We start from the raw sequence: 19,175 nt of genomic DNA, 5'->3' as shown, positions 1-19,175 counted from the left end.
ATCGCGGCACCGATGCGGTGCATGCGGGTTGCCGATCGGCCGGTCTTGGGCGACCGACTTCCGGGTATAATTACGGCCTTCCTTTCGCCCCACGTCGCCACCTCGCGCGACTCATCGACGTCAGTCCAGCCCATGGCTCACTTCTCGTGTTTTCCCGGCGCTTCGGCCCTCTCCGATTTCCGTCAAACCCGTCTGCTCGACACGCTCAGGCAAATCGACGCCAACATTGTCGCGGTGCGCGGGCAGTTCCTGCACTTCGTCAATGCGGCCGAGCCGCTGTCGGCCGACGACAGCGCGCGCATCGACGCGCTGATGCACTACGGCGCGCCGTTCGAGCCGGCGGCCGAGAAGGGCACGACCGAGACCTTCGTCGTGCTGCCGCGTTTCGGCACGGTTTCGCCGTGGGCGAGCAAGGCGACCGACATCGCCCGGCACTGCGGCCTCACGCACGTGCGCCGCATCGAGCGCGGCGTCGAATTCACGGTCACGCTGAAGTCGGGCCTGCTCGGCGGCAAGAAGGCGCTGTCGGACGACGCGCGCGCGGCCGTCGCGGCCGCGCTGCATGACCGGATGACCGAAAGCGTGGTCGCGGCGCGCGACGACGCGCAGCACCTGTTCGACGAACTGCCGGCCAAGCCGCTGTCGACCGTCGACGTGCTGGGTATCGGCCGCGGCGCGCTCGAGCGCGCGAACGTCGAGCTGGGCCTCGCGCTCGCCGACGACGAGATCGACTACCTGGTCGACGCGTTCCGCAAGCTCGAACGCAACCCGACCGACGTGGAACTGATGATGTTCGCGCAGGCGAACAGCGAACACTGCCGCCACAAGATCTTCAACGCGCAGTGGACGATCGACGGCGAAGCGCAGGACATGTCGCTGTTCGCGATGATCCGCAACACCGAGAAGCTGAGCCCGCAGGGCACGATCGTCGCCTATTCGGACAACTCGTCGATCATGGTCGGTGCCGAAGCCGAACGCTGGTTCCCGCGCAACGCGGGCGCGGCCGGCGAGCCGGGCGAGCGCTATGGCCGCCACACCGAGCTCACGCACACGCTGATGAAGGTCGAGACGCACAACCACCCGACGGCGATCTCGCCGTTCCCGGGTGCGGCGACCGGCGCGGGCGGCGAGATCCGCGACGAAGGCGCGACGGGCCGCGGCGCGCGTCCGAAGGCCGGCCTGACGGGCTTCACCGTGTCGAACCTCGATCTGCCGGACGCCCGCCAGCCGTGGGAAAACGCGCGCGACGCCGCGCAGCCGGTCGGCGAGCGCAACCCCAACGACGCGTACGGCCCGTACGGCCGTCCGGACCGCATCGCGTCGCCGCTGCAGATCATGATCGACGGCCCGCTCGGCGGCGCCGCGTTCAACAACGAATTCGGCCGCCCGAACCTCGGCGGCTACTTCCGCGTGTACGAGCAGAACGTCGGCGGGAAGGTGCATGGTTATCACAAGCCGATCATGATCGCGGGCGGCCTCGGCAACATCGCGGATCAGCATACGCACAAGCACGACGTGCCGGCCGGCTCGCTGCTGATCCAGATCGGCGGCCCCGGCATGCGGATCGGGATGGGCGGCGGCGCCGCGAGCTCGATGGCGACCGGCGCGAACACGGCCGAACTCGACTTCGACTCGGTGCAGCGCGGCAACCCGGAAATCGAGCGGCGCGCGCAGGAAGTGATCAACGGCTGCTGGCAGCTCGGCGCGGAAAACCCGATCCTGAGCATCCACGACGTCGGCGCGGGCGGCCTGTCGAACGCGTTCCCCGAGATCGTCGACGGCGCGGGCAAGGGCGCGCGCTTCGAACTGCGCAAGGTCGCGCTCGAGGAATCGGGCCTGTCGCCGCGCGAAATCTGGTCGAACGAAGCGCAGGAGCGCTACGTGCTGGCGATCGCGCCGGCCGACCTGCCGCGTTTCGAGGCGATCTGCGCGCGTGAGCGCTGCCCGTTCGCGGTGGTCGGTGTCGCGACCGACGAACGCCAGCTGAAGCTCGTCGACGACGAAGCGACGGGCGCCGACGAATACCCGGTCGACATGCCGATGGAAGTGCTGCTCGGCAAGCCGCCGCGCATGCATCGCGACGTCACGCGCGTGACGACCGAGCGCGCGCCGGTCGACGTGACGGGCATCGCGCTGTCGGAAGTCGCGATCGACGTGCTGAAGCACCCGACGGTCGGCAGCAAGTCGTTCCTGATCACGATCGGCGACCGTTCGGTCGGCGGCACGTCGGTGCGCGACCAGATGGTCGGCCCGTGGCAGGTGCCGGTGGCCGACTGCGCGGTCACCGCGCTCGACTACGCGGGTTTCAAGGGCGAGGCGATGACGATGGCCGAGCGCACGCCGCTCGCGGTGATCGACGCGCCGGCATCGGGCCGCATGGCGGTCGGCGAGGCGATCACGAACATCGCGAGCGCGCCGATCGCGTCGCTCGACAAGCTGAAGCTGTCGGCGAACTGGATGGCCGCGTGCGGCACGGCCGGCGAGGACGCCGCGCTGTTCGACACGGTCAAGGCGATCGGCATGGAGCTGTGCCCGGCACTCGGGATCGGCATCCCGGTCGGCAAGGACTCGCTGTCGATGAAGACGAAGTGGGACGAGCAGGGCGTCGCGAAGGAAGTGGTGTCGCCGGTGTCGCTGATCATCTCCGCGTTCGCGCCGGTCGAGGACGTGCGCCGTCACCTGACGCCGCAGCTGCGCCGCATCGCCGACGCGGGCGACAGCGTGCTGATCGCGATCGATCTCGGCCGCGGCAAGAACCGGATGGGCGGCAGCATCTTCGCGCAGGTCACGCAGCAGGTCGGCGACACGACGCCGGACGTCGACGATGCGGAAGACCTGAAGCGTTTCTTCAACGCGATCCAGTCGCTCAATGCGCAAGACAAGCTGCTCGCGTACCACGACCGCTCGGATGGCGGCCTGTGGGCGACGGTGTGCGAAATGGCGTTCGCGGGGCACGCGGGCGTGTCGCTGAACGTCGACATGCTGACGCTCGACCCGAATCACGAATCCGACTACGGCGACGCGAAGGACTGGGCGAAGCAGACGAGCGGCCGCCGCGAGGATCGCACGCTGCGCGCGCTGTTCTCCGAGGAACTGGGCGCCGTCGTGCAGGTGCGCGCGACCGACCGTGACGCGGTGCTGGGCGCGCTGCGCGAATTCGGCCTGTCGGCATGCTCGCACGTGATCGGCTCGGTCAACGATCGCGACGTGATCGAGGTGTACCGCGACGCGAAGAAGATTTTCGACGCACCGCGCGCCGAACTCCATCGCGCGTGGAGCGAAGTGAGCTGGCGCATCGCGCGCCTGCGCGACAACCCCGCGTGCGCGGATGCCGAATACGACGCGCTGCTGGACGTGGCCGACCCGGGCATCTCGCCGGTGCTGAGCTTCGACCCGGCCGACGACATCGCGGCGCCGTTCATCGCGACGGGTGCGCGGCCGCGTGTCGCGATCCTGCGCGAGCAGGGCGTGAACTCGCATCTCGAAACGGCCTACGCGTTCGACCGCGCGGGCTTCGATGCGCACGACGTGCACATGAGCGACCTGCTGGCCGGTCGCGCGAATCTCGCCGATTTCGCGGGTGCGGTCGCATGCGGCGGCTTCTCGTACGGCGACGTGCTGGGCGCGGGCGAAGGCTGGGCGAAGACGATCCGCTTCAACGCGAATCTCGCCGACATGTTCTCGGCGTTCTTCGCGCGTCCCGACACGTTCGCGCTCGGCATCTGCAACGGCTGCCAGATGCTGTCGAGCATCTCGTCGATGATCCCGGGTGCGGAAGCCTGGCCGAAGTTCACGCGCAACAAGTCCGAGCAGTTCGAGGCGCGTTTCTCGTTCGTCGAAGTCGAGAAATCGCCGTCGATCTTCTTCGCGGGGATGGAAGGCTCGCGGATTCCGGTCGCGGTCGCGCACGGCGAAGGTTATGCGGACTTCTCGCAACAGGGCGATATCGATCGCGTCGCGGTCGCGATGCGCTTCGTCGACCACCGCGGCGAAGCAACCGAGCGTTATCCGTTCAACCCGAACGGCTCGCCGGCCGGTATCACGTCGGTCACGACGGCCGACGGCCGCTTCTCGGTGCTGATGCCGCACATGGAGCGCGTGCATCGTACGGTCACGATGAGCTGGCACCCGGAAAGCTGGGGCGAAGCGAGCCCGTGGATGCGCGTGTTCCGCAACGCGCGCCGCTGGATCGGCTGATCGGGATGATGTTCGATCCGAACGCGCCGGTCGAGGTCGTCACGCTGCGCGACGAGCGCGCGAGCGAGGCCGACGCGATCGGCCGCGTGATCGTCGCCGCGTTCGCGGGCGAGCCGGAAGGCGGGCAGTTCGAACGGCGGATCGTCGACACGTTGCGCGCGGACGGTGCGTTGAGCGTCTCGCTCGTCGCGGAACGCGACGGCCGGCTGATCGGGCACGTCGCGTTCTCGCCGGTGTCGATCGGCGGCGAGGTGCCCGGCAGCCAGGGCTGGTACGGGCTCGCGCCGCTCGCGGTGCTGCCCGACTGCCAGCGGCAGAGCATCGGCACGGGGCTGGTGCGCGCGGGGCTCGACGCGTTGCGCCGCCTCGGTGCGCGCGGCTGCGTCCTGCTCGGGGAGCCCGCGTACTACACGCGTTTCGGCTTTGCGCCTTCCGGAGACATCGTGTTCCCGGGCGTACCGCCCGAGTATTTCCTTGCGCTGTCGCTCGACGACTCGGCGCCGCGGCCGTCAGGCAACGTTCGTTATCACGACGTGTTCCATCCCGCATAAGTCTGCGGCGCGAGCCGATCAGGCATACGGCAAAGGCCGCTCTTCGGAGCGGCCTTTTCTTTGGTGGGAACGCCGCACATCGTGATGCGCCGGCAGGCCAGCCTGCGGGCACTGCGGGCAACAAAAAAGCCGCTCCAGGGAGCGGCTTTTCGATGCACGAGCGGCGAGCGCCTGCGTTACTGGATCTTTGCCTGCTGGCGCAGACCTTCCTCGAACGCCTGCAGCTTCTGCTGCACGAGCTGCTGCGCGATCTGCGCCTTCACCTGCTCGAGCGGCGGCGGCGCGATGTCGCGGATGTCGTCGACGCGGATGATGTGCCAGCCGAACTGCGTCTTCACCGGCGTGTCGGTCATCTGGCCTTTCTGCAGCTTCTGCGCGGCCGCCGCGAATTCCGGCACGTACGCCTTCGGGTCGGACCAGTCGAGATCGCCGCCGTTCTTGCCCGAGCCCGGGTCCTTCGAGAACTGCTTCGCGAGATCCTCGAACTTCGCGCCGGCCTTGATCTTCGCGATCAGGTCCTTCGCCTGCTGCTCGTCGCTGACGAGGATGTGGTGCAGGTGGTATTCGCGGTTGCCGCCGGCGCCCTTGACGAGGTCGTCGTAGCGCGCCTTCACTTCTGCGTCGGTCGGCTGGTTCTTCTTCAGGAAGCTCTCGATCATCGAACGCAGCACGACGGTCTGCTGCGCGACGGCGACCTGCGCCTTCACGTCCGGACGGTTCGGGATGCCTTCACGGATTGCTTCCTGCATCAGGATTTCGCGGTTCACGAGTTCCTGGCGCACGGCCTGCTGCAGCTGCGCGTTGTCGGTCTGGCCTTGCTGCACGAGCTGGGCGACCATCGCGTCCGCGCGCGACTTCGGAATCGGCGTGCCGTTGACGACGGCGATGTTCTGGGCAAATGCCGGTGCCGCTGCGAAAGCAGCCGCCGCGACCCACAGGCGGGGGGATTTCAGGATCATCGGGAATTCCTAATGAGACTAGATTGAAGATTCGTTGAATTCTTCGGGCGTGTAAGCCACGATCGCGAGCGCGTGAATGCCGCGCTGCATCGCATCAGCGAGCGCATCATACACCAGCCGGTGCCGCGCGACGCGCGGCTTGCCCGCGAACGCGGCCGACACGATCGTGACCGTGAAGTGGCCGCCGGCGGACGCGCCGGCGTGGCCCGCGTGCTGCGCGCTGTCGTCGCGCACGGTGAGCGACAGCGGGGCGAGCGCTGCGGTGAGGCGCGCTTCGATCAGCGCGATGCGTTCGTCGGGCGACGCGTGGAGAAAGGCGTCCGTCATGTCACTCGTCCTTCAGGTATTTCGTGAGCCACAGGCTCTGCAGGATGATGAATACGACCATCGCGCCCGTCGTGCCGAACAGCTTGAAGTTCACCCATTGCGACTCGGTGAAGTTGTGCACCACGTACAGGTTCGCGACGCCGAGCACCGCGAAGAACAGCGCCCACGCGACGTTCAGCTTGTCCCACACGGGGTGCGGCAGCGTGAGCTGCTTGCCCATCATCTTCTCGATCAGGTTGTTGCCGAACGCATAGCGCGCGGCGAGCAGCCCGATCGCAAACAGCCAGTACAGCACAGTCGGTTTCCATTGAATGAATTTCTCGTCATGCAGGACGAGGGTGGCACCACCGAAAACGACGATCACGCCCAGGCTGACCCACAGCATCGTGTCGACCTTCCGGTGCCGGAAGGCGACCCACGCGACCTGGGCCAGCGTCGCGACGATCGCGACGGCGGTGGCGGTAAAGATGCCCCAGACCTTGAAGGCGGCAAAAAACAGGATGATCGGAAACAGATCGAACAGGAATTTCATGGCGCTCGCAGCTGCGTGAAAGGCCGCTTGCGCGGCCTTTCACCGTTGTAGGGACCCGCCAGGCACCGCCGGAGCGGATCGGGGCGGCGGCGCGGCGTAGCCCGCCGATCCGCCCGGCGCCGCTCATTCGTTTTCGGGTCGGGACTCGAAGTTTAACGCAGCCGAATTGATGCAGTAGCGCAAACCGGTCTTGTCGCGCGGGCCGTCCTCGAAGACGTGGCCGAGATGCGCGCCGCAGTGGTTGCAGCGGACCTCGACGCGCACCATCCCGTGCGAGTAGTCGACCTTCTCGTCGATCACCTCGCCGTTGAGCGGCTTGAAGTAGCTGGGCCAGCCGCAGCCGGAGTGGAACTTGGAGCCGGATTCGAACAGCGGCGTGCTGCAGACGACGCATTTGTAGATGCCGGCGTCCTCGGTGTCGGTGTATTCGCCGGTGAACGCACGCTCGGTTGCCGCGTGCTGCGTGACTTCGTACTGCATCGGCGTGAGCCGCCGGCGCAGCTCGGCGTCGTCCTTCTGGTACGGGAAGGTCTTGTCGTCGGAATCGTGGGACATGGGGTTCTCCTGATCGGTCGGTCGATACGCGCGGGTTGCGGGCCTCAGGACGAGCAGCTCACTTCGAGCGACCCGGCCCAGTCGGGCGGCAACGCCGCGTACGCTTCATGCTCCGGTTGTTCGTCGAACGGCCGGCGCAGGATCTGCGCGAGCCGCTCGACCTCCGAAAAATCCTTTTCCTTCGCGCGCCGGATCGCGACTTCGGCCAGATGGTTGCGCAACACGTATTTCGGGTTCGCGCGATTCATCGCGGCCGCGCGTGTCGCGTCGTCGCGTGTTTCCTCGGACAGCCGCGCGCGGTAGAGGTTCGCCCACGCATCGAACGCGTCGCGGTCGATGAACAGGTCGCGCACGGGGGCGTCGCGGCTCGCGTCGTGCTTCGAGACCTGTGCGAGCCGGCGGAACGTCAGCGTGAAATCCGCGTGGCTCGCATGCATCGTCTCGAGCAGCTTGTTCGCGAGGTCGGCATCGTTCTCGCGTTCGAGCTCGAGGCCGAGCTTTGCGCGCATCGCGCGCTCGAGCGCGGGGCCGAAACGTTCCGGGAATTTCGCGAGCACGGCCTGCGCGTCGTCCACCGCGCGCTCGGCGCGCGCATCGTCGTCGGCGATGCCGTGCTGCAGCCCGATCAGCGGCAGCAGCGCCTGCGCGAGGCAGTAGCAGTTCCAGTGCGCGATGCGCGGCTGCATCCGGTACGCATAACGGCCGTTCGTATCCGAGTGGTTGCAGATGTGGTTCGCATCGAACGCATCGACGAAACCGAACGGGCCGTAGTCGATCGTCACGCCGAGGATCGACATGTTGTCGGTGTTCATCACGCCGTGGCAGAAGCCGACGGCCTGCCACTGCGCGACGAGATCCGCCGTGCGCAGCGTCGCGGCTTCGAGCAGCGCGAGGTACGGATCGTCCGCGTCGCGGCACGCCGGATAGAAGCGGTCGATCACGTGATCGGCCAGCTGGCGCAGCAGGTCGGGGCGATCGTTCGAGAAGAAGTGCTCGAAGTGGCCGAAGCGCACGAAGCTCTCCGACACGCGCGTGACGACGGCCGACGTCTCGATTTCCTCGCGCACCACCGGCTGGTCGGAACCGATCACCGTCAGGGCGCGCGTGGTCGGGATGCCGAGGTGATGCATCGCTTCCGAGCACAGGAATTCGCGGATCGACGAGCGCAGCACCGCGCGGCCGTCGCCCATGCGCGAATACGGCGTGCGGCCGCTGCCTTTCAGCTGCAATTCGTAGCGGCGGCCGTCGGTGCCGGTGCGCTCGCCGATCGTCAGCGCGCGGCCGTCGCCGAGCTGGCCCGCCCACACGCCGAACTGGTGGCCGGAATACACCGCTGCGTACGGCATCGCGTGCGCGGGCCAGTCGCGTGTCGGGTTGCCGGCGAACAGCTCGGCGAAACCGGGCTGCGCGGCGAGCGACGGCGGCAGGTCGAGCAGGTGCGCGACTTCGCCGGAAAAGCCGACGACGTACGGCGCGGCAAGCGGCGCGGCCGGCAACCGCGTATGAAACGCGTCGCCGAGCGCGACGAACGCGCCGGCGGCGGGCGCGCCGAGCGTGGCGGCGAGGTCGGGGAGGGTGTCAGCCGTATCGGCTGCGCTTCGGGAAAACGACATGTTGAGCGCCTCTGGGTAAGCCGATATTGTAAGGCGGCGCCGCGCCGCCCGCATGGCGGCTCGCGCGCGATGCGCGACGCCCGTCCGGGGCCGCTGACGGGCGCGCCGCAGAGGCTGGTCACCGATTCGCATCCTCACGGAGAACAAGACGATGGGTAAGCCGTTGCTGGGCCAGATGATGGACATGCCGTTGCTGGTGTCCTCGCTGATTTCTCATGCCGCGCGACATGCCGGCGACACGGAGATCGTATCGAGGCGCGTGGAAGGCGATCTGCATCGCTACACGTACCGCGATTGCGAACGCCGCGCGAAGCAACTGGCGCAGGCGCTCGCGCGGCTCGGCGTCGAAACCGGCGATCGCGTCGGCACGCTGGCGTGGAACGGCTACCGGCATCTGGAAGCGTATTACGGGATCGGCGGCATGGGTGCCGTGTGCCACACGATCAACCCGCGCCTGTTCCCCGAGCAGATCGCGTACATCGTCAATCACGCGGAAGACCGCTACGTCTTCTTCGACCTCAATTTTGCCCCGCTCGTCGATGCGATCGCGCCGCAATGCCCGCACGTGAAGGGCTGGGTCGCGATGACGGACGCCGCGCACCTGCCGTCCGGCACGACGCCGTTCCTGTGCTACGAAACGCTCGTCGAAGCGGAGGACGGCCGCTACGACTGGCCGCGCCTCGACGAGCAGCAGGCGTCGGGGCTCTGCTACACGTCGGGCACGACCGGCAACCCGAAGGGCGTGCTGTATTCGCACCGCTCGACCGTGCTGCACGCGTACGGCGCCGCGTTGCCGGACGCGATGAACCTGTCCGCGATGGACGCGGTGCTGCCTGTCGTGCCGATGTTCCACGTCAACGCGTGGGGGCTGCCGTACGCGGTGCCGCTCACGGGCGGCAAGCTCGTGCTGCCCGGCAAGGATCTCGACGGGAAATCGCTGTACGAGCTGATGGAAGCCGAGCGCGTGACGTTCTCCGCGGGCGTGCCGACCGTGTGGCTCGGCCTGCTGAACTACATGCGCGAGGCCGGTGTGCGCTTCTCGACGCTGAACCGCACGGTGATCGGCGGCTCCGCGTGCCCGCCCGCGATGCTGCGCACCTTCGAGGACGAATACGGCGTGCGCGTGATCCATGCGTGGGGGATGACCGAACTGTCGCCGCTCGGCACGCTCGCGAAGCTCAACTGGGCGCAGTCGCAGCGGCCGCTCGACGCGCAGCGCAAGCTGCTCGAGAAGCAGGGGCGCGTGATCTGCGGCGTCGACATGCGCATCGTCGGCGAGGACGGCCACGAGCTGCCGTGGGACGGCGTCGCGTTCGGCGAGCTGCAGGTGCGCGGCCCATGGGTGATCGACCACTACTTTCGCGGCGATACGTCGCCGCTGTCGGACGGCTGGTTCCCGACCGGCGACGTCGCGACGATCGACCCCGACGGTTTCCTGCAGATCACCGACCGCAGCAAGGACGTGATCAAGTCGGGCGGCGAGTGGATCAGCTCGATCGACATCGAGAACGTCGCGATCGCGCACCCGGGCGTGGCCGAGGCCGCCTGCATCGCCTGTGCGCACCCGAAATGGACCGAGCGCCCGCTGCTCGTCGTGGTGCCGCGCGAAGGGGCGAACCTGAACCGCGACGCGCTGCTCGCGTTCTACGAAGGCAAGGTCGCGAAATGGTGGATTCCCGACGACGTCGTGTTCGTCGAATCGCTGCCGCACACCGCGACCGGCAAGCTGCAGAAGCTGAAGCTGCGCGAGACATTCCGCGATTACGTGTTGCCGACGGCGGTCGGCGAGTCGTAACGCGAGCCGTAACGTCTGCGCCCGGGCCGCAAGCGGCTCGCGAAACGGTCGCCCGATCCGTCCCCGGATCGGGAACAAAATTCAAATTGAACGACCGTGCTTTTTCGTTGTATGCTGCCTGCGTTCAACCGGACATGCGGCTGTTCGACCGCGCACAATGAAGCGCAGCCACCCCGGCGCGCGATGCATGGAGGCAGGCAGATGGCAGTGGATTACTCGACTCGCGACGGCGTGGCCGTCCTTACGCTCAACAATCCGCCCGTCAACGGGCTCGGCCTGTCGACCCGTCAGGGCGTCATGGACGCGCTCGATCGCGCCGCGCAGGACCCGTCGGTCACGGCCATCGTGCTGACCGGCGCGGGACGCGCATTCTCGGGCGGCGCCGACATCACCGAATTCAATACGCCGAAGGCGCTGCAGGAGCCGACGCTGCACACCGTGATCCGCGCGGTGGAGGCGAGCGCGAAGCCCGTCGTCGCGGCGCTGCACAGCGTCGTGATGGGCGGCGGCCTCGAGCTCGCGCTTGGCGCGCATTACCGTGTCGCGGCACCCGGCGCGCAGGTCGCGCTGCCCGAGGTGAAGCTCGGCCTGCTGCCGGGCGCGGGCGGCACGCAGCGCCTGCCGCGCGCGGTGGGGCTCGAGACCGCGCTGAACATGATCGTGTCGGGCGCGCCCGTGCCGTCGGAGCAACTCGCGAAGAGCGGGCTGTTCGACGAGATGGCCGACGGCGACCTGCTCGACGCGGCCGTCGCGTTCGCGCGCAAGGCCGGTGTGCAGCAGGGGCCGCATCCGCGCGTGCGCGATCGCAAGATCGTCCACGCGAACGCCGCGGGCTTCATCCAGTTCGCGCGCAACTCGGCCCGGGCCGCCGCCCCGAATTTTCCCGCGCCGCACAAGTGCATCGACGCGATCGAGGCCGGCGTGCTGCACGGCTTCGACAAGGGCAGCATTGCCGAGCGCGAGGGTTTCGTCGCGCTGATGATGACGCCGGAAAGCCGCGCGCTGCGGCACGCGTTCTTCGGTGAGCGCGCGGCGAGCAAGATTCCCGACGTGCCGTCCGATACGCCGCTGCGCGAGATTCGCCGTGTCGGCGTGATCGGCGCGGGCACGATGGGCGGCGGCATCGCGATGAACTTCGTGAACGCAGGGCTGCCCGTCACGCTGCTCGAAACGAAACAGGAAGCGCTCGAGCGCGGCGTCGCGACGATCCGCAAGAACTACGACGCGCAGGTGAAGAAGGGCAAGCTCACGCAGGAGAAGCTCGACACGCGCATGGCGCTGATCACGCCGACGCTGTCCTACGACGACCTGAAGGATGCCGACCTGATCGTCGAGGCCGTGTTCGAGGAACTCGGCGTGAAGGAGCAGGTGTTCAGGAAGCTCGACGAAGTCGCGAAGGCGGGCGCGATCCTCGCGTCGAACACGTCGACGCTCGATGTCGACAAGATCGCGGCATTCACGAAGCGTCCGCAGGACGTCGTCGGCATGCACTTCTTCAGCCCGGCGAACGTGATGAAGCTGCTCGAGGTCGTGCGTGGCGCGCAGACCGCGAAGGACGTGCTTGCCACCGTGATGGCCGTGGCGAAGAAGATCCGCAAGACGGCGGTCGTGTCGGGCGTGTGCGACGGCTTCATCGGCAACCGGATGATCGAGCAGTACATCCGCCAGGCGCTGTTCATGCTCGAGGAAGGCGCGCTGCCCGCGCAGGTCGATCGCGCGATCGAGAAATTCGGTTTCGCGATGGGGCCGTTCCGGATGAGCGACCTCGCCGGCAACGACATCGGCTGGGCGATCCGCAAGCGCCGCTATGTCGAGCAGCCCGGCCTGCAGTACTCGAAGATCGCCGACCGCCTGTGCGAGCAGGGCCGCTTCGGCCAGAAGACAGGCGCCGGCTGGTACGACTACGTGCCGGGCGAGCGCAAGGCAAAGCCGTCGTCGCTCGTCGACGAGATGGTCGTCGCGTATTCGAAGGAGCGCGGCGTCGAGCGGCGCAAGATCGGCGACGACGAGATCGTCGAGCGGCTCGTGTTCGCGCTGGTGAACGAAGGCGCGAAGATCCTCGAGGAGAAGATCGCGTCGAAGGCGTCCGACATCGACATGGTCTACCTGACCGGCTATGGCTTCCCGCTGTGGCGCGGCGGCCCGATGCTGTACGCGGACGTGGTCGGCCTCTACAACGTCGAGCGCGCGATTCGCCGCTACGCGGCCGCGCCGAACGGCGACGCATGGCAGCTCGCGCCGTCGATCACGGAGCTCGCGAAGGCCGGCCGCGGGTTCAACGGCTGACGCGCCGGATCGCGGCGCGACGAACACCCGGAGAAACGCAATGAGACACACCGACGACGTACTGCTCGTGATCGACGTGCAATACGACTTCATGCCGGGCGGCGCGCTCGCAGTGCCCGACGGCGACGCGGTCGTGCCGGTGATCAACGCGCTGGCGCGGCGCTTCGACCAGGTCGTGCTGACGCAGGACTGGCACCCGCGCGAGCACGTGTCGTTCGCGGCGAACCATCCGGGGCGCGAGCCGTTCTCCACGCTCGCGCTGCCGTACGGCGAGCAGGTGCTGTGGCCCGTGCACTGCGTGCAGGACACCGACGGCGCGGCGCTGCATCGCGATCTCGACATCCCGCATGCACGACTCGTCATCCGCAAGGGCGGCGACGCGCAGGTCGACAGCTATTCCGCATTCGTCGAAGCGGATCGCACGACGCGCACGGGGCTCGCGGGTTATCTGCGCGAGCTCGGCGCGAAGCGCGTGTGGTGCTGCGGGCTCGCGACCGATTATTGCGTCGCGTGGTCGGCGCTCGACGCGCGTGCGGCCGGTTTCGACGCCGCGGTGATCAACGATGCGTGCCGCGCGATCGACCTGAACGGGTCGCTCGCCCACGCATGGCAGCAGATGCAGGCAGCGGGCGTCGCGCATGTGACGTCCGCGGGCGCGCGCCCGGCGGCGTAGCGCATTTCCCCATTCGATGCAGGACATGAAGCAGGACCGAAGGAGACTCGCATGACCGAAGCCGTAATCGTATCGACCGCCCGCACGCCGCTGGCGAAATCCTGGCGCGGTGCTTTCAACATGACGCACGGCGCGACGCTCGGCGGCCACGTGGTCGCGGCCGCACTCGAACGCGCGAAGCTCGACCCCGCGCGCGTCGAGGACGTGATCATGGGGTGCGCGAACCCCGAAGGCGCGACCGGCGCGAACATCGCGCGGCAGATCGCCTTGCGCGCGGGGCTGCCCGTGAGCGTGCCGGGGATGACGGTGAACCGCTTCTGCTCGTCGGGGCTGCAGACCATCGCGCTGGCCGCGCAGCGGATCATCGCGGGCGAAGGCGAGGTGTACGTCGCGGGCGGCGTCGAATCGATCTCGTGCGTGCAGAACGAGATGAATCACCACATGATCCAGGAAGGCTGGCTCGCGCAGCACAAGCCCGAGATCTACTGGAACATGCTGCAGACGGCAGAGAACGTCGCGAAGCGCTACGGCATCTCGAAGGAGCGGCAGGACGAGTACGGCGTGCAGTCGCAACTGCGTGCCGCGGCCGCGCAGGAAGCCGGACGCTTTCGCGACGAGATCGTGCCGATCACGGTGCTCGCGGGCATCGCCGACAAGGCCACGGGCCGTCTGTTCACGAAGGAAGTGACGGTATCGGCCGACGAAGGGATCCGCCCGGACACGACGCTCGAAGGCGTGTCGAAGATCCGGTCGGCCGTGCCGGGCGGCGTGATCACCGCCGGCAACGCCAGCCAGTTCTCGGACGGCGCGTCGGCCTGTGTCGTCATGAGCGCCGACGCCGCGCAGCGCGAAGGGCTGCAGCCGCTCGGCGTATTCCGCGGTTTCGCGGTGGCGGGCTGCGAGCCGGACGAGATGGGCATCGGCCCCGTGTTCGCGGTGCCCAAGCTGCTGAAGCAGGCGGGGCTGAAGGTCGACGATATCGGCCTGTGGGAACTGAACGAAGCGTTCGCTGTGCAGGTGCTGTACTGCCGCGACACACTCGGGATTCCTGAGGATCGCCTGAACGTGAACGGCGGCGCGATCGCGGTCGGCCATCCGTACGGCGTGTCGGGCGCGCGCCTGACGGGCCACGCGCTGATCGAAGGCAAGCGGCGCGGCGTGAAGTACGTGGTCGTCACGATGTGCATCGGCGGCGGGCAGGGTGCGGCCGGCCTGTTCGAAATCCTCTGATCTTTGGCGGGTGGCGGCCGCGGCTTCGCTTCGGCGAGGCAGGCGGCCGCGATGCGAATCGGCGCGACTGAACCGCCATTCGAAACAATCGGGAAGCAAAAGGCGTGCGCCGGGCAATGCCGTTTCCCCTTACTTGTCAAACAATTTGCCCCACCTATACTTGCTCTGACATTTGCCTTTCGGCACGATGGGCCGGATCGTGCGTCGCACGATCCGTGCCGCGAAGGTTCGAACCAACGCAGCAGACCGACCGGGGACCGAATGAGTACGACCTATGCAGCCGGGGAACCGCCGCGCGTCGTCAGCGCGGCCGCGAGGCTCTACGCGAAATGCCTGCTGGTCGGATTCGCGTTGCTGCCCGCCTATCTGATCGCCTATCTGTGGTTCTTCAGCGACCCGCACGCGGTGTTCGAGAACCACGCGTTCCATGAAATCGCGATCGCGGCCGCGACCCTCGAGGGCGGGTTCGTTACCTACGTGACGTGGGTGTGCTACCGGTCGTCCGGCGAACCGCTGCTGCGCTGGCTGACACTCGGCTTTCTCGGCTTCGCGATGATCTACGCGCTGCACGGTGCGTTCACCGGGATGGCGCATCACAATATCTGGCTGTTCCTGCTGTACGGGCCTGCGTCGCGGCTCGTGATGTCGATCCTGCTGCTCACGGGCCTGCTGTCCTATGCCCGTCCGCCCGATCGCTTCGACAAGCGCACGAGCGTGCGCACGTGGCTGCCGTGGATCGTGTTCTTCGTGATCGTCAACGTCGTCGTGGCGTACATCGCGTATTCGCCGGTCGCGGGCGCGCCGGGCACGCGGCTGTCGATGGAAGGCGGCGCGCTCGTGTTCTCGCTGCTGAACGTCGCCATGCTGCTCGCGCGCCGGATCCGCTCGCCGCTGATGGTGATCTACGGCGTGTCGATCATGGCGTTTGCGCTGTCGTCGCTGGCGTTCATTCTCGGCAAGCCGTGGAATCACATGTGGTGGCTCGCGCACGCGATTTTCGCGGGCGGCTTCTTCCTGCTCAGCTACGGCGTCGTGCAGGCGCTGCAGACGACGCGCTCGTTCTCGGCGATCTACAGCCAGGAAGACCTGATGAGCCGGCTGTCGGAATCGATGGCGCGCACCGAGAGCGCGCTGCAGGAACTGCGGCGCACGAACCAGAAGCTCGAATACATGGCCGCGACCGATCCGATGACGGGCGCGTCGAACCGCCGGCAGTTCATCGCGCAGGTCGAGCGCGAGATGGTTCGGGCCGAGCGCGACGGCACGCCGTTCTGCCTGCTCGCACTCGATCTCGACAATTTCAAGAACATCAACGATGCGTACGGGCACCAGATCGGCGACGAGGTGCTGCGCGGCGTCGTGCGTCAGTGCCTCGACGCGATCCGGCCGGCCGGCGGGCTCGCGCGGGTCGGCGGCGAGGAGTTCATGGCGCTGCTGCCCGAGATGCCGCTCGAAGGCGCGCGGATGACGGCCGAGCGCGTGCGCTCGTCGATCGCGAGCTCGCCGTTCGGGCTCGATTTCAAGCGCGTGCAGGTGACGGTCAGCGTCGGCGTCGCGCAATACGGGGTCGACGGCAGCACGGTCGACGCGTTGCTGCGCGTCGTCGACGAACGGCTGTACCAGGCGAAGCGGGAAGGGCGAAACCGCGTCGTGTCGCGGTGACGCGGGGGGCACGGTACGCCGGACGTTCGGCAACGCGGCTGTGCCGAAGGCGTGTCGATCGTTTCGATTTCCGCCCAAGCCCCGGGCGAGGTAACGTACCCGGGGCTTCAGCATGCCCGGTCGGCATGCGACGGGTGATACGCAGCTAGCGCGATGCCAGGGCCGCCGCGTTTTCCGGCTGCGCATCCTGCATCTGCCGCGACGCCTGCCACCAATACTTGCCCGCGCGCTGCTGCGGATCGCGGATCGCGAGATACGTCGTACTCCAGAGCTGTGCCGCGTTGGCTTCGGTCGCATCGGCGCTGCGCGTGCCGAACGCGTCGGTCTGGTACTTGCCGTTCACGTAGGACCACGTCCACATTTCCGACGTCCGCATGTCGCGCCCGTTCGAGATCACCTGCCAGATCGTCTGCCGCGCCTGCGCGAGCAGCGTGCGGGTCGCGGCCGACAGGTCCTGGCGCGCGAGCTGGCGATCGAGCCCGGCCACCCACATCGCCTGCTGCCACGACCAGATCACCGTGCCGTGATACGCGGAACTCGTGAACTTCGGCCACAGTGACTGGCTCGCATACGCAGGGTTCGCGATCAGCATGCCGGCATCGGTCACGAGCCCGGTCGGGAACGGCCGCGTGACGTCGGCGACGATCCGCTGGAGCTGGTCGTCCGGCGGTGTGCCGAACAGCAACGCGAAGCCGCCATCGGAGTTCATCACCGGAATCGGATTGCCCTGCTGATCGAGCGAGAGCGCGTAGAAGGCCAGCGGTGCGCTTGGCGCGGCACCGGGCGGCACGCCGGCGGACGGCGCATAGGCCGACACGTCGGCGGTCGCCTGCGCGGCCGGCACGCTGACCTGGAACAGCGGCGGCGCCTGCGTTTCCCATGTGGCCGCCTGGTTCGCCGTGTTGGCGAGCGTCGCGCGCTGTCCGGCATCCAGGTACGGATCGAGCAGGCCGCGCGTGAGGAACGCGTTCGCCGCGCGCAACGCGGCCGGCACGAGCACCGCGTTCACGTCGTACGGGTAGACGCCGCCGCCGAGCCCGTCGGTGCTGTCGCGCCAGTTGCCGACGATTTCGCCGGGCCGCAGGTGGATCAGGTTCGCGACCGACGGCTGCTGCGCGAACGGCTGCGCGGTGGTCGCGACGTGCAGCAGGTTGACGACCAGGCGGGCGCCGTTGGTCTGCCCGTCGCTGCCGCGCTGGGCCAGATACGCAGCCGCACGCGCCTGGCCGCGCGTATCGTCAATCAGCCACGCGGCCGCGATCGGCGCGAGCAGGTAGTCGCTGTCGATCATCTTGTAGTCGTAGGTCGGCGTCGGATCGTTCGGTTTCCCATTCTTCTGGTTGTCGACGAGTGCGAACTCGCCGATGCCTTCCTCGTGCGCGACCTTGCCGTCGGCCGACAGCCGGCTGAGCACCGACGACAGGCCGGCCTCGATCGCCGCGGGTTCGAGCACGGGCATCAGCATGCGAACCGAGATCAGCGTGTCGCGGCCGAAGTAGGTGTCGTACTGCCACGAGCCCGCCAGCAGCTTGTCGTGGAAGCTCAGGAATTCGAGCACGTTCTGGCTCACGGGGTCGGGGTTCACCGACGGCGCGAGCAGGTCGGCGCGCGTGATCGGCGACAACGGCGTCTCGCCTGACAGCGCATCGACATGCAGCCGCAGCGTGTGCGAGCCCGCGGGTGCGCTCAGGACGAGCTTGCCGCCCGCAGCCGGCACGATGCTGCCGCCGTCGCGCAACGTGATGCGCAGCGAATAGCCGGGCGCGCCGTCGATCCGGTCGCGTTGCCATTGCGCGGCGCTGCCCTGGACCGTCGGCGCGGCGAGAATCTGTTGGGGAATCGTTGCGCCGCCGTTGAAGTCGCGCAGGAAGCGCACGTTGCTGAGCACGCCCTGGCGGATCGTCAGCGTGCCGGTGTCCACCGACACGTCGGCGCCGATGCCGTACAGCGGGCGGCCGTGCGCGTCGGGTGCCGACAGCGCGGACGGCGGCGTGTCGAGGCTCCAGTTCACCGGCTGCGGGGTGTCGTCGAACCACAGCCCCGTGCCGCTGTTGCCGGCGGGGAAGACCACGAGCAGGCGCGGTTTCGTCGACGAGCGCACCAGCAGGTGCGCGGCGACCTTGTCCTGCCGGTAGAACGCGTTGATCTGGCCGCCGGCGTCCATGCGGAACGATAGGGCGGCGTTGTTCGACGGCGGGCTGTTCGATTTGACGTCGTCGTCGTTGCAGGCCGCGAGCAGGCCGGCGCAGATGAATCCGAGGCACAGCGACTTCACAAGGCGATGCATGTTGATGTCCCTCCTGATGACTGGCGATTTTTTTATCGGGATGGTCGAATGAACGGATCTGTTGTCCGTTTGGTACCGTGTCGCGGGCATTCGAGTGAATGCCGGGTGTTAATCAGGATGTGATGCTGTTGCGGTGAGTGAATCGAGCAGGAAATTGGCAAACAGGCGATAAATGCCGAAAGCTGAAACGGCAAGGGACGCCGCCCCGACGTGAAGCGAGAAAAGGCAAGGCGGGGGGCGTTCGTGCAGGCACGTGCCGCCTTGTGTGCGGCGGGAGAAAATCAATCGTAAGCCGCTGTAGGGAATTCTAAATTTTCAGAAGAATCGAAGTCAATGGCGTTTTCCTGATTTCAGGCTGTTTTGCGAAAAAAGCGATCGTAACTATTACTCATTGAGTCGGTAAATTGTGCGATTTAATGAAGGCGGGTATTGGAATCCGAATATTCGGTGAATAAATAATCGGCAATGACGTTTCATTTTGCCGATTGCTGCCGTGCCGGAATTGAAT

Annotated in this window: 13 protein-coding genes; 7 read left to right on the top strand and 6 right to left on the bottom strand. The window is 67.5% G+C overall.

Annotation, left to right across the window (positions count from 1 at the left end; translation table 11 throughout):
- Positions 1–132: 132 nt before the first annotated feature.
- On the top strand, positions 133–4,197 hold the full coding sequence (gene purL / locus VK92_RS06185) for a phosphoribosylformylglycinamidine synthase (RefSeq protein WP_048021009.1): 4,065 nt from the start codon (positions 133–135) through the stop codon (positions 4,195–4,197).
- 5 nt (positions 4,198–4,202) lie between these two features.
- A complete protein-coding gene (locus VK92_RS06180) occupies positions 4,203–4,748 on the top strand; it encodes a GNAT family N-acetyltransferase (RefSeq protein WP_048021142.1) in 546 nt (181 codons plus the stop codon).
- 176 nt (positions 4,749–4,924) lie between these two features.
- On the opposite strand, the gene VK92_RS06175 is transcribed toward VK92_RS06180, so the two are convergent.
- From VK92_RS06175 to VK92_RS06155, 5 genes are all read right to left on the bottom strand, one after another.
- Positions 4,925–5,707, bottom strand: a complete 783-nt coding sequence (locus VK92_RS06175; RefSeq protein ID WP_048021011.1) for a peptidylprolyl isomerase — start codon at positions 5,705–5,707, stop codon at positions 4,925–4,927.
- 18 nt (positions 5,708–5,725) lie between these two features.
- Complete coding sequence (locus VK92_RS06170) at positions 5,726–6,034, bottom strand: BolA family protein (RefSeq protein ID WP_021163397.1); 309 nt, start codon at positions 6,032–6,034, stop codon at positions 5,726–5,728.
- 1 nt (position 6,035) lies between these two features.
- Positions 6,036–6,566, bottom strand: a complete 531-nt coding sequence (locus VK92_RS06165; RefSeq protein WP_011352350.1) for a septation protein A — start codon at positions 6,564–6,566, stop codon at positions 6,036–6,038.
- Positions 6,567–6,689: 123 nt separating this feature from the next.
- Complete coding sequence (msrB, locus tag VK92_RS06160) at positions 6,690–7,121, bottom strand: peptide-methionine (R)-S-oxide reductase MsrB (RefSeq protein ID WP_021163396.1); 432 nt, start codon at positions 7,119–7,121, stop codon at positions 6,690–6,692.
- A 44-nt stretch (positions 7,122–7,165) separates the two neighbouring features.
- Positions 7,166–8,734 carry a protein adenylyltransferase SelO gene (locus VK92_RS06155; protein WP_048021013.1) on the bottom strand — a complete coding sequence of 523 codons (1,569 nt, stop codon included), beginning with the start codon at positions 8,732–8,734 and terminating at the stop codon, positions 7,166–7,168.
- A gap of 151 nt (positions 8,735–8,885) precedes the next feature.
- On the opposite strand from VK92_RS06155, the gene VK92_RS06150 reads away from it, so the two are divergent.
- The 5 genes from VK92_RS06150 to VK92_RS06130 all read left to right on the top strand — a co-directional run bounded on the left by VK92_RS06150 (position 8,886) and on the right by VK92_RS06130 (position 16,380).
- Positions 8,886–10,529: a 3-(methylthio)propionyl-CoA ligase gene (locus VK92_RS06150; protein ID WP_048021015.1), complete on the top strand. Its 1,644-nt coding sequence runs from the start codon at positions 8,886–8,888 to the stop codon at positions 10,527–10,529.
- Positions 10,530–10,730: 201 nt separating this feature from the next.
- Complete coding sequence (locus VK92_RS06145) at positions 10,731–12,815, top strand: 3-hydroxyacyl-CoA dehydrogenase NAD-binding domain-containing protein (protein ID WP_048021018.1); 2,085 nt, start codon at positions 10,731–10,733, stop codon at positions 12,813–12,815.
- Between the two features lie 40 nt (positions 12,816–12,855).
- A complete protein-coding gene (gene pncA, locus VK92_RS06140; RefSeq protein ID WP_027787171.1) occupies positions 12,856–13,488 on the top strand; it encodes a bifunctional nicotinamidase/pyrazinamidase in 633 nt (210 codons plus the stop codon).
- 51 nt (positions 13,489–13,539) lie between these two features.
- On the top strand, positions 13,540–14,718 hold the full coding sequence (locus tag VK92_RS06135) for an acetyl-CoA C-acyltransferase (RefSeq protein WP_027787172.1): 1,179 nt from the start codon (positions 13,540–13,542) through the stop codon (positions 14,716–14,718).
- Between the two features lie 261 nt (positions 14,719–14,979).
- Positions 14,980–16,380, top strand: a complete 1,401-nt coding sequence (locus VK92_RS06130; protein ID WP_021163392.1) for a GGDEF domain-containing protein — start codon at positions 14,980–14,982, stop codon at positions 16,378–16,380.
- Between the two features lie 145 nt (positions 16,381–16,525).
- Here the strand turns inward: VK92_RS06130 and VK92_RS06125 are convergent, their stop codons facing one another.
- Positions 16,526–18,667 (bottom strand): hypothetical protein, encoded by a 2,142-nt coding sequence (locus VK92_RS06125; RefSeq protein ID WP_048021020.1) that lies wholly within the window; start codon positions 18,665–18,667, stop codon positions 16,526–16,528.
- Positions 18,668–19,175 lie beyond the last annotated feature (508 nt).

It is taken from the genome of Burkholderia sp. LK4 (genome assembly GCF_001043615.1).
Taxonomy (GTDB): Bacteria; Pseudomonadota; Gammaproteobacteria; order Burkholderiales; family Burkholderiaceae; genus Burkholderia; species Burkholderia cepacia.
Note: the sequence above shows the minus strand (reverse complement) of the source record. Positions and strands in the feature narration are given on the sequence as shown.

Bases quoted from the DNA above. Each gene is read 5' to 3' on its own strand.
- purL (WP_048021009.1), top strand. From the start codon at position 133: ATGGCTCACTTCTCGTGTTTTCCCGGCGCTTCGGCCCTCTCCGATTTC.
- VK92_RS06180 (WP_048021142.1), top strand. From the start codon at position 4,203: ATGATGTTCGATCCGAACGCGCCGGTCGAGGTCGTCACGCTGCGCGAC.
- VK92_RS06175 (WP_048021011.1), bottom strand. From the start codon at position 5,707: ATGATCCTGAAATCCCCCCGCCTGTGGGTCGCGGCGGCTGCTTTCGCA.
- VK92_RS06170 (WP_021163397.1), bottom strand. From the start codon at position 6,034: ATGACGGACGCCTTTCTCCACGCGTCGCCCGACGAACGCATCGCGCTG.
- VK92_RS06165 (WP_011352350.1), bottom strand. From the start codon at position 6,566: ATGAAATTCCTGTTCGATCTGTTTCCGATCATCCTGTTTTTTGCCGCC.
- msrB (WP_021163396.1), bottom strand. From the start codon at position 7,121: ATGTCCCACGATTCCGACGACAAGACCTTCCCGTACCAGAAGGACGAC.
- VK92_RS06155 (WP_048021013.1), bottom strand. From the start codon at position 8,734: ATGTCGTTTTCCCGAAGCGCAGCCGATACGGCTGACACCCTCCCCGAC.
- VK92_RS06150 (WP_048021015.1), top strand. From the start codon at position 8,886: ATGGGTAAGCCGTTGCTGGGCCAGATGATGGACATGCCGTTGCTGGTG.
- VK92_RS06145 (WP_048021018.1), top strand. From the start codon at position 10,731: ATGGCAGTGGATTACTCGACTCGCGACGGCGTGGCCGTCCTTACGCTC.
- pncA (WP_027787171.1), top strand. From the start codon at position 12,856: ATGAGACACACCGACGACGTACTGCTCGTGATCGACGTGCAATACGAC.
- VK92_RS06135 (WP_027787172.1), top strand. From the start codon at position 13,540: ATGACCGAAGCCGTAATCGTATCGACCGCCCGCACGCCGCTGGCGAAA.
- VK92_RS06130 (WP_021163392.1), top strand. From the start codon at position 14,980: ATGAGTACGACCTATGCAGCCGGGGAACCGCCGCGCGTCGTCAGCGCG.
- VK92_RS06125 (WP_048021020.1), bottom strand. From the start codon at position 18,667: ATGCATCGCCTTGTGAAGTCGCTGTGCCTCGGATTCATCTGCGCCGGC.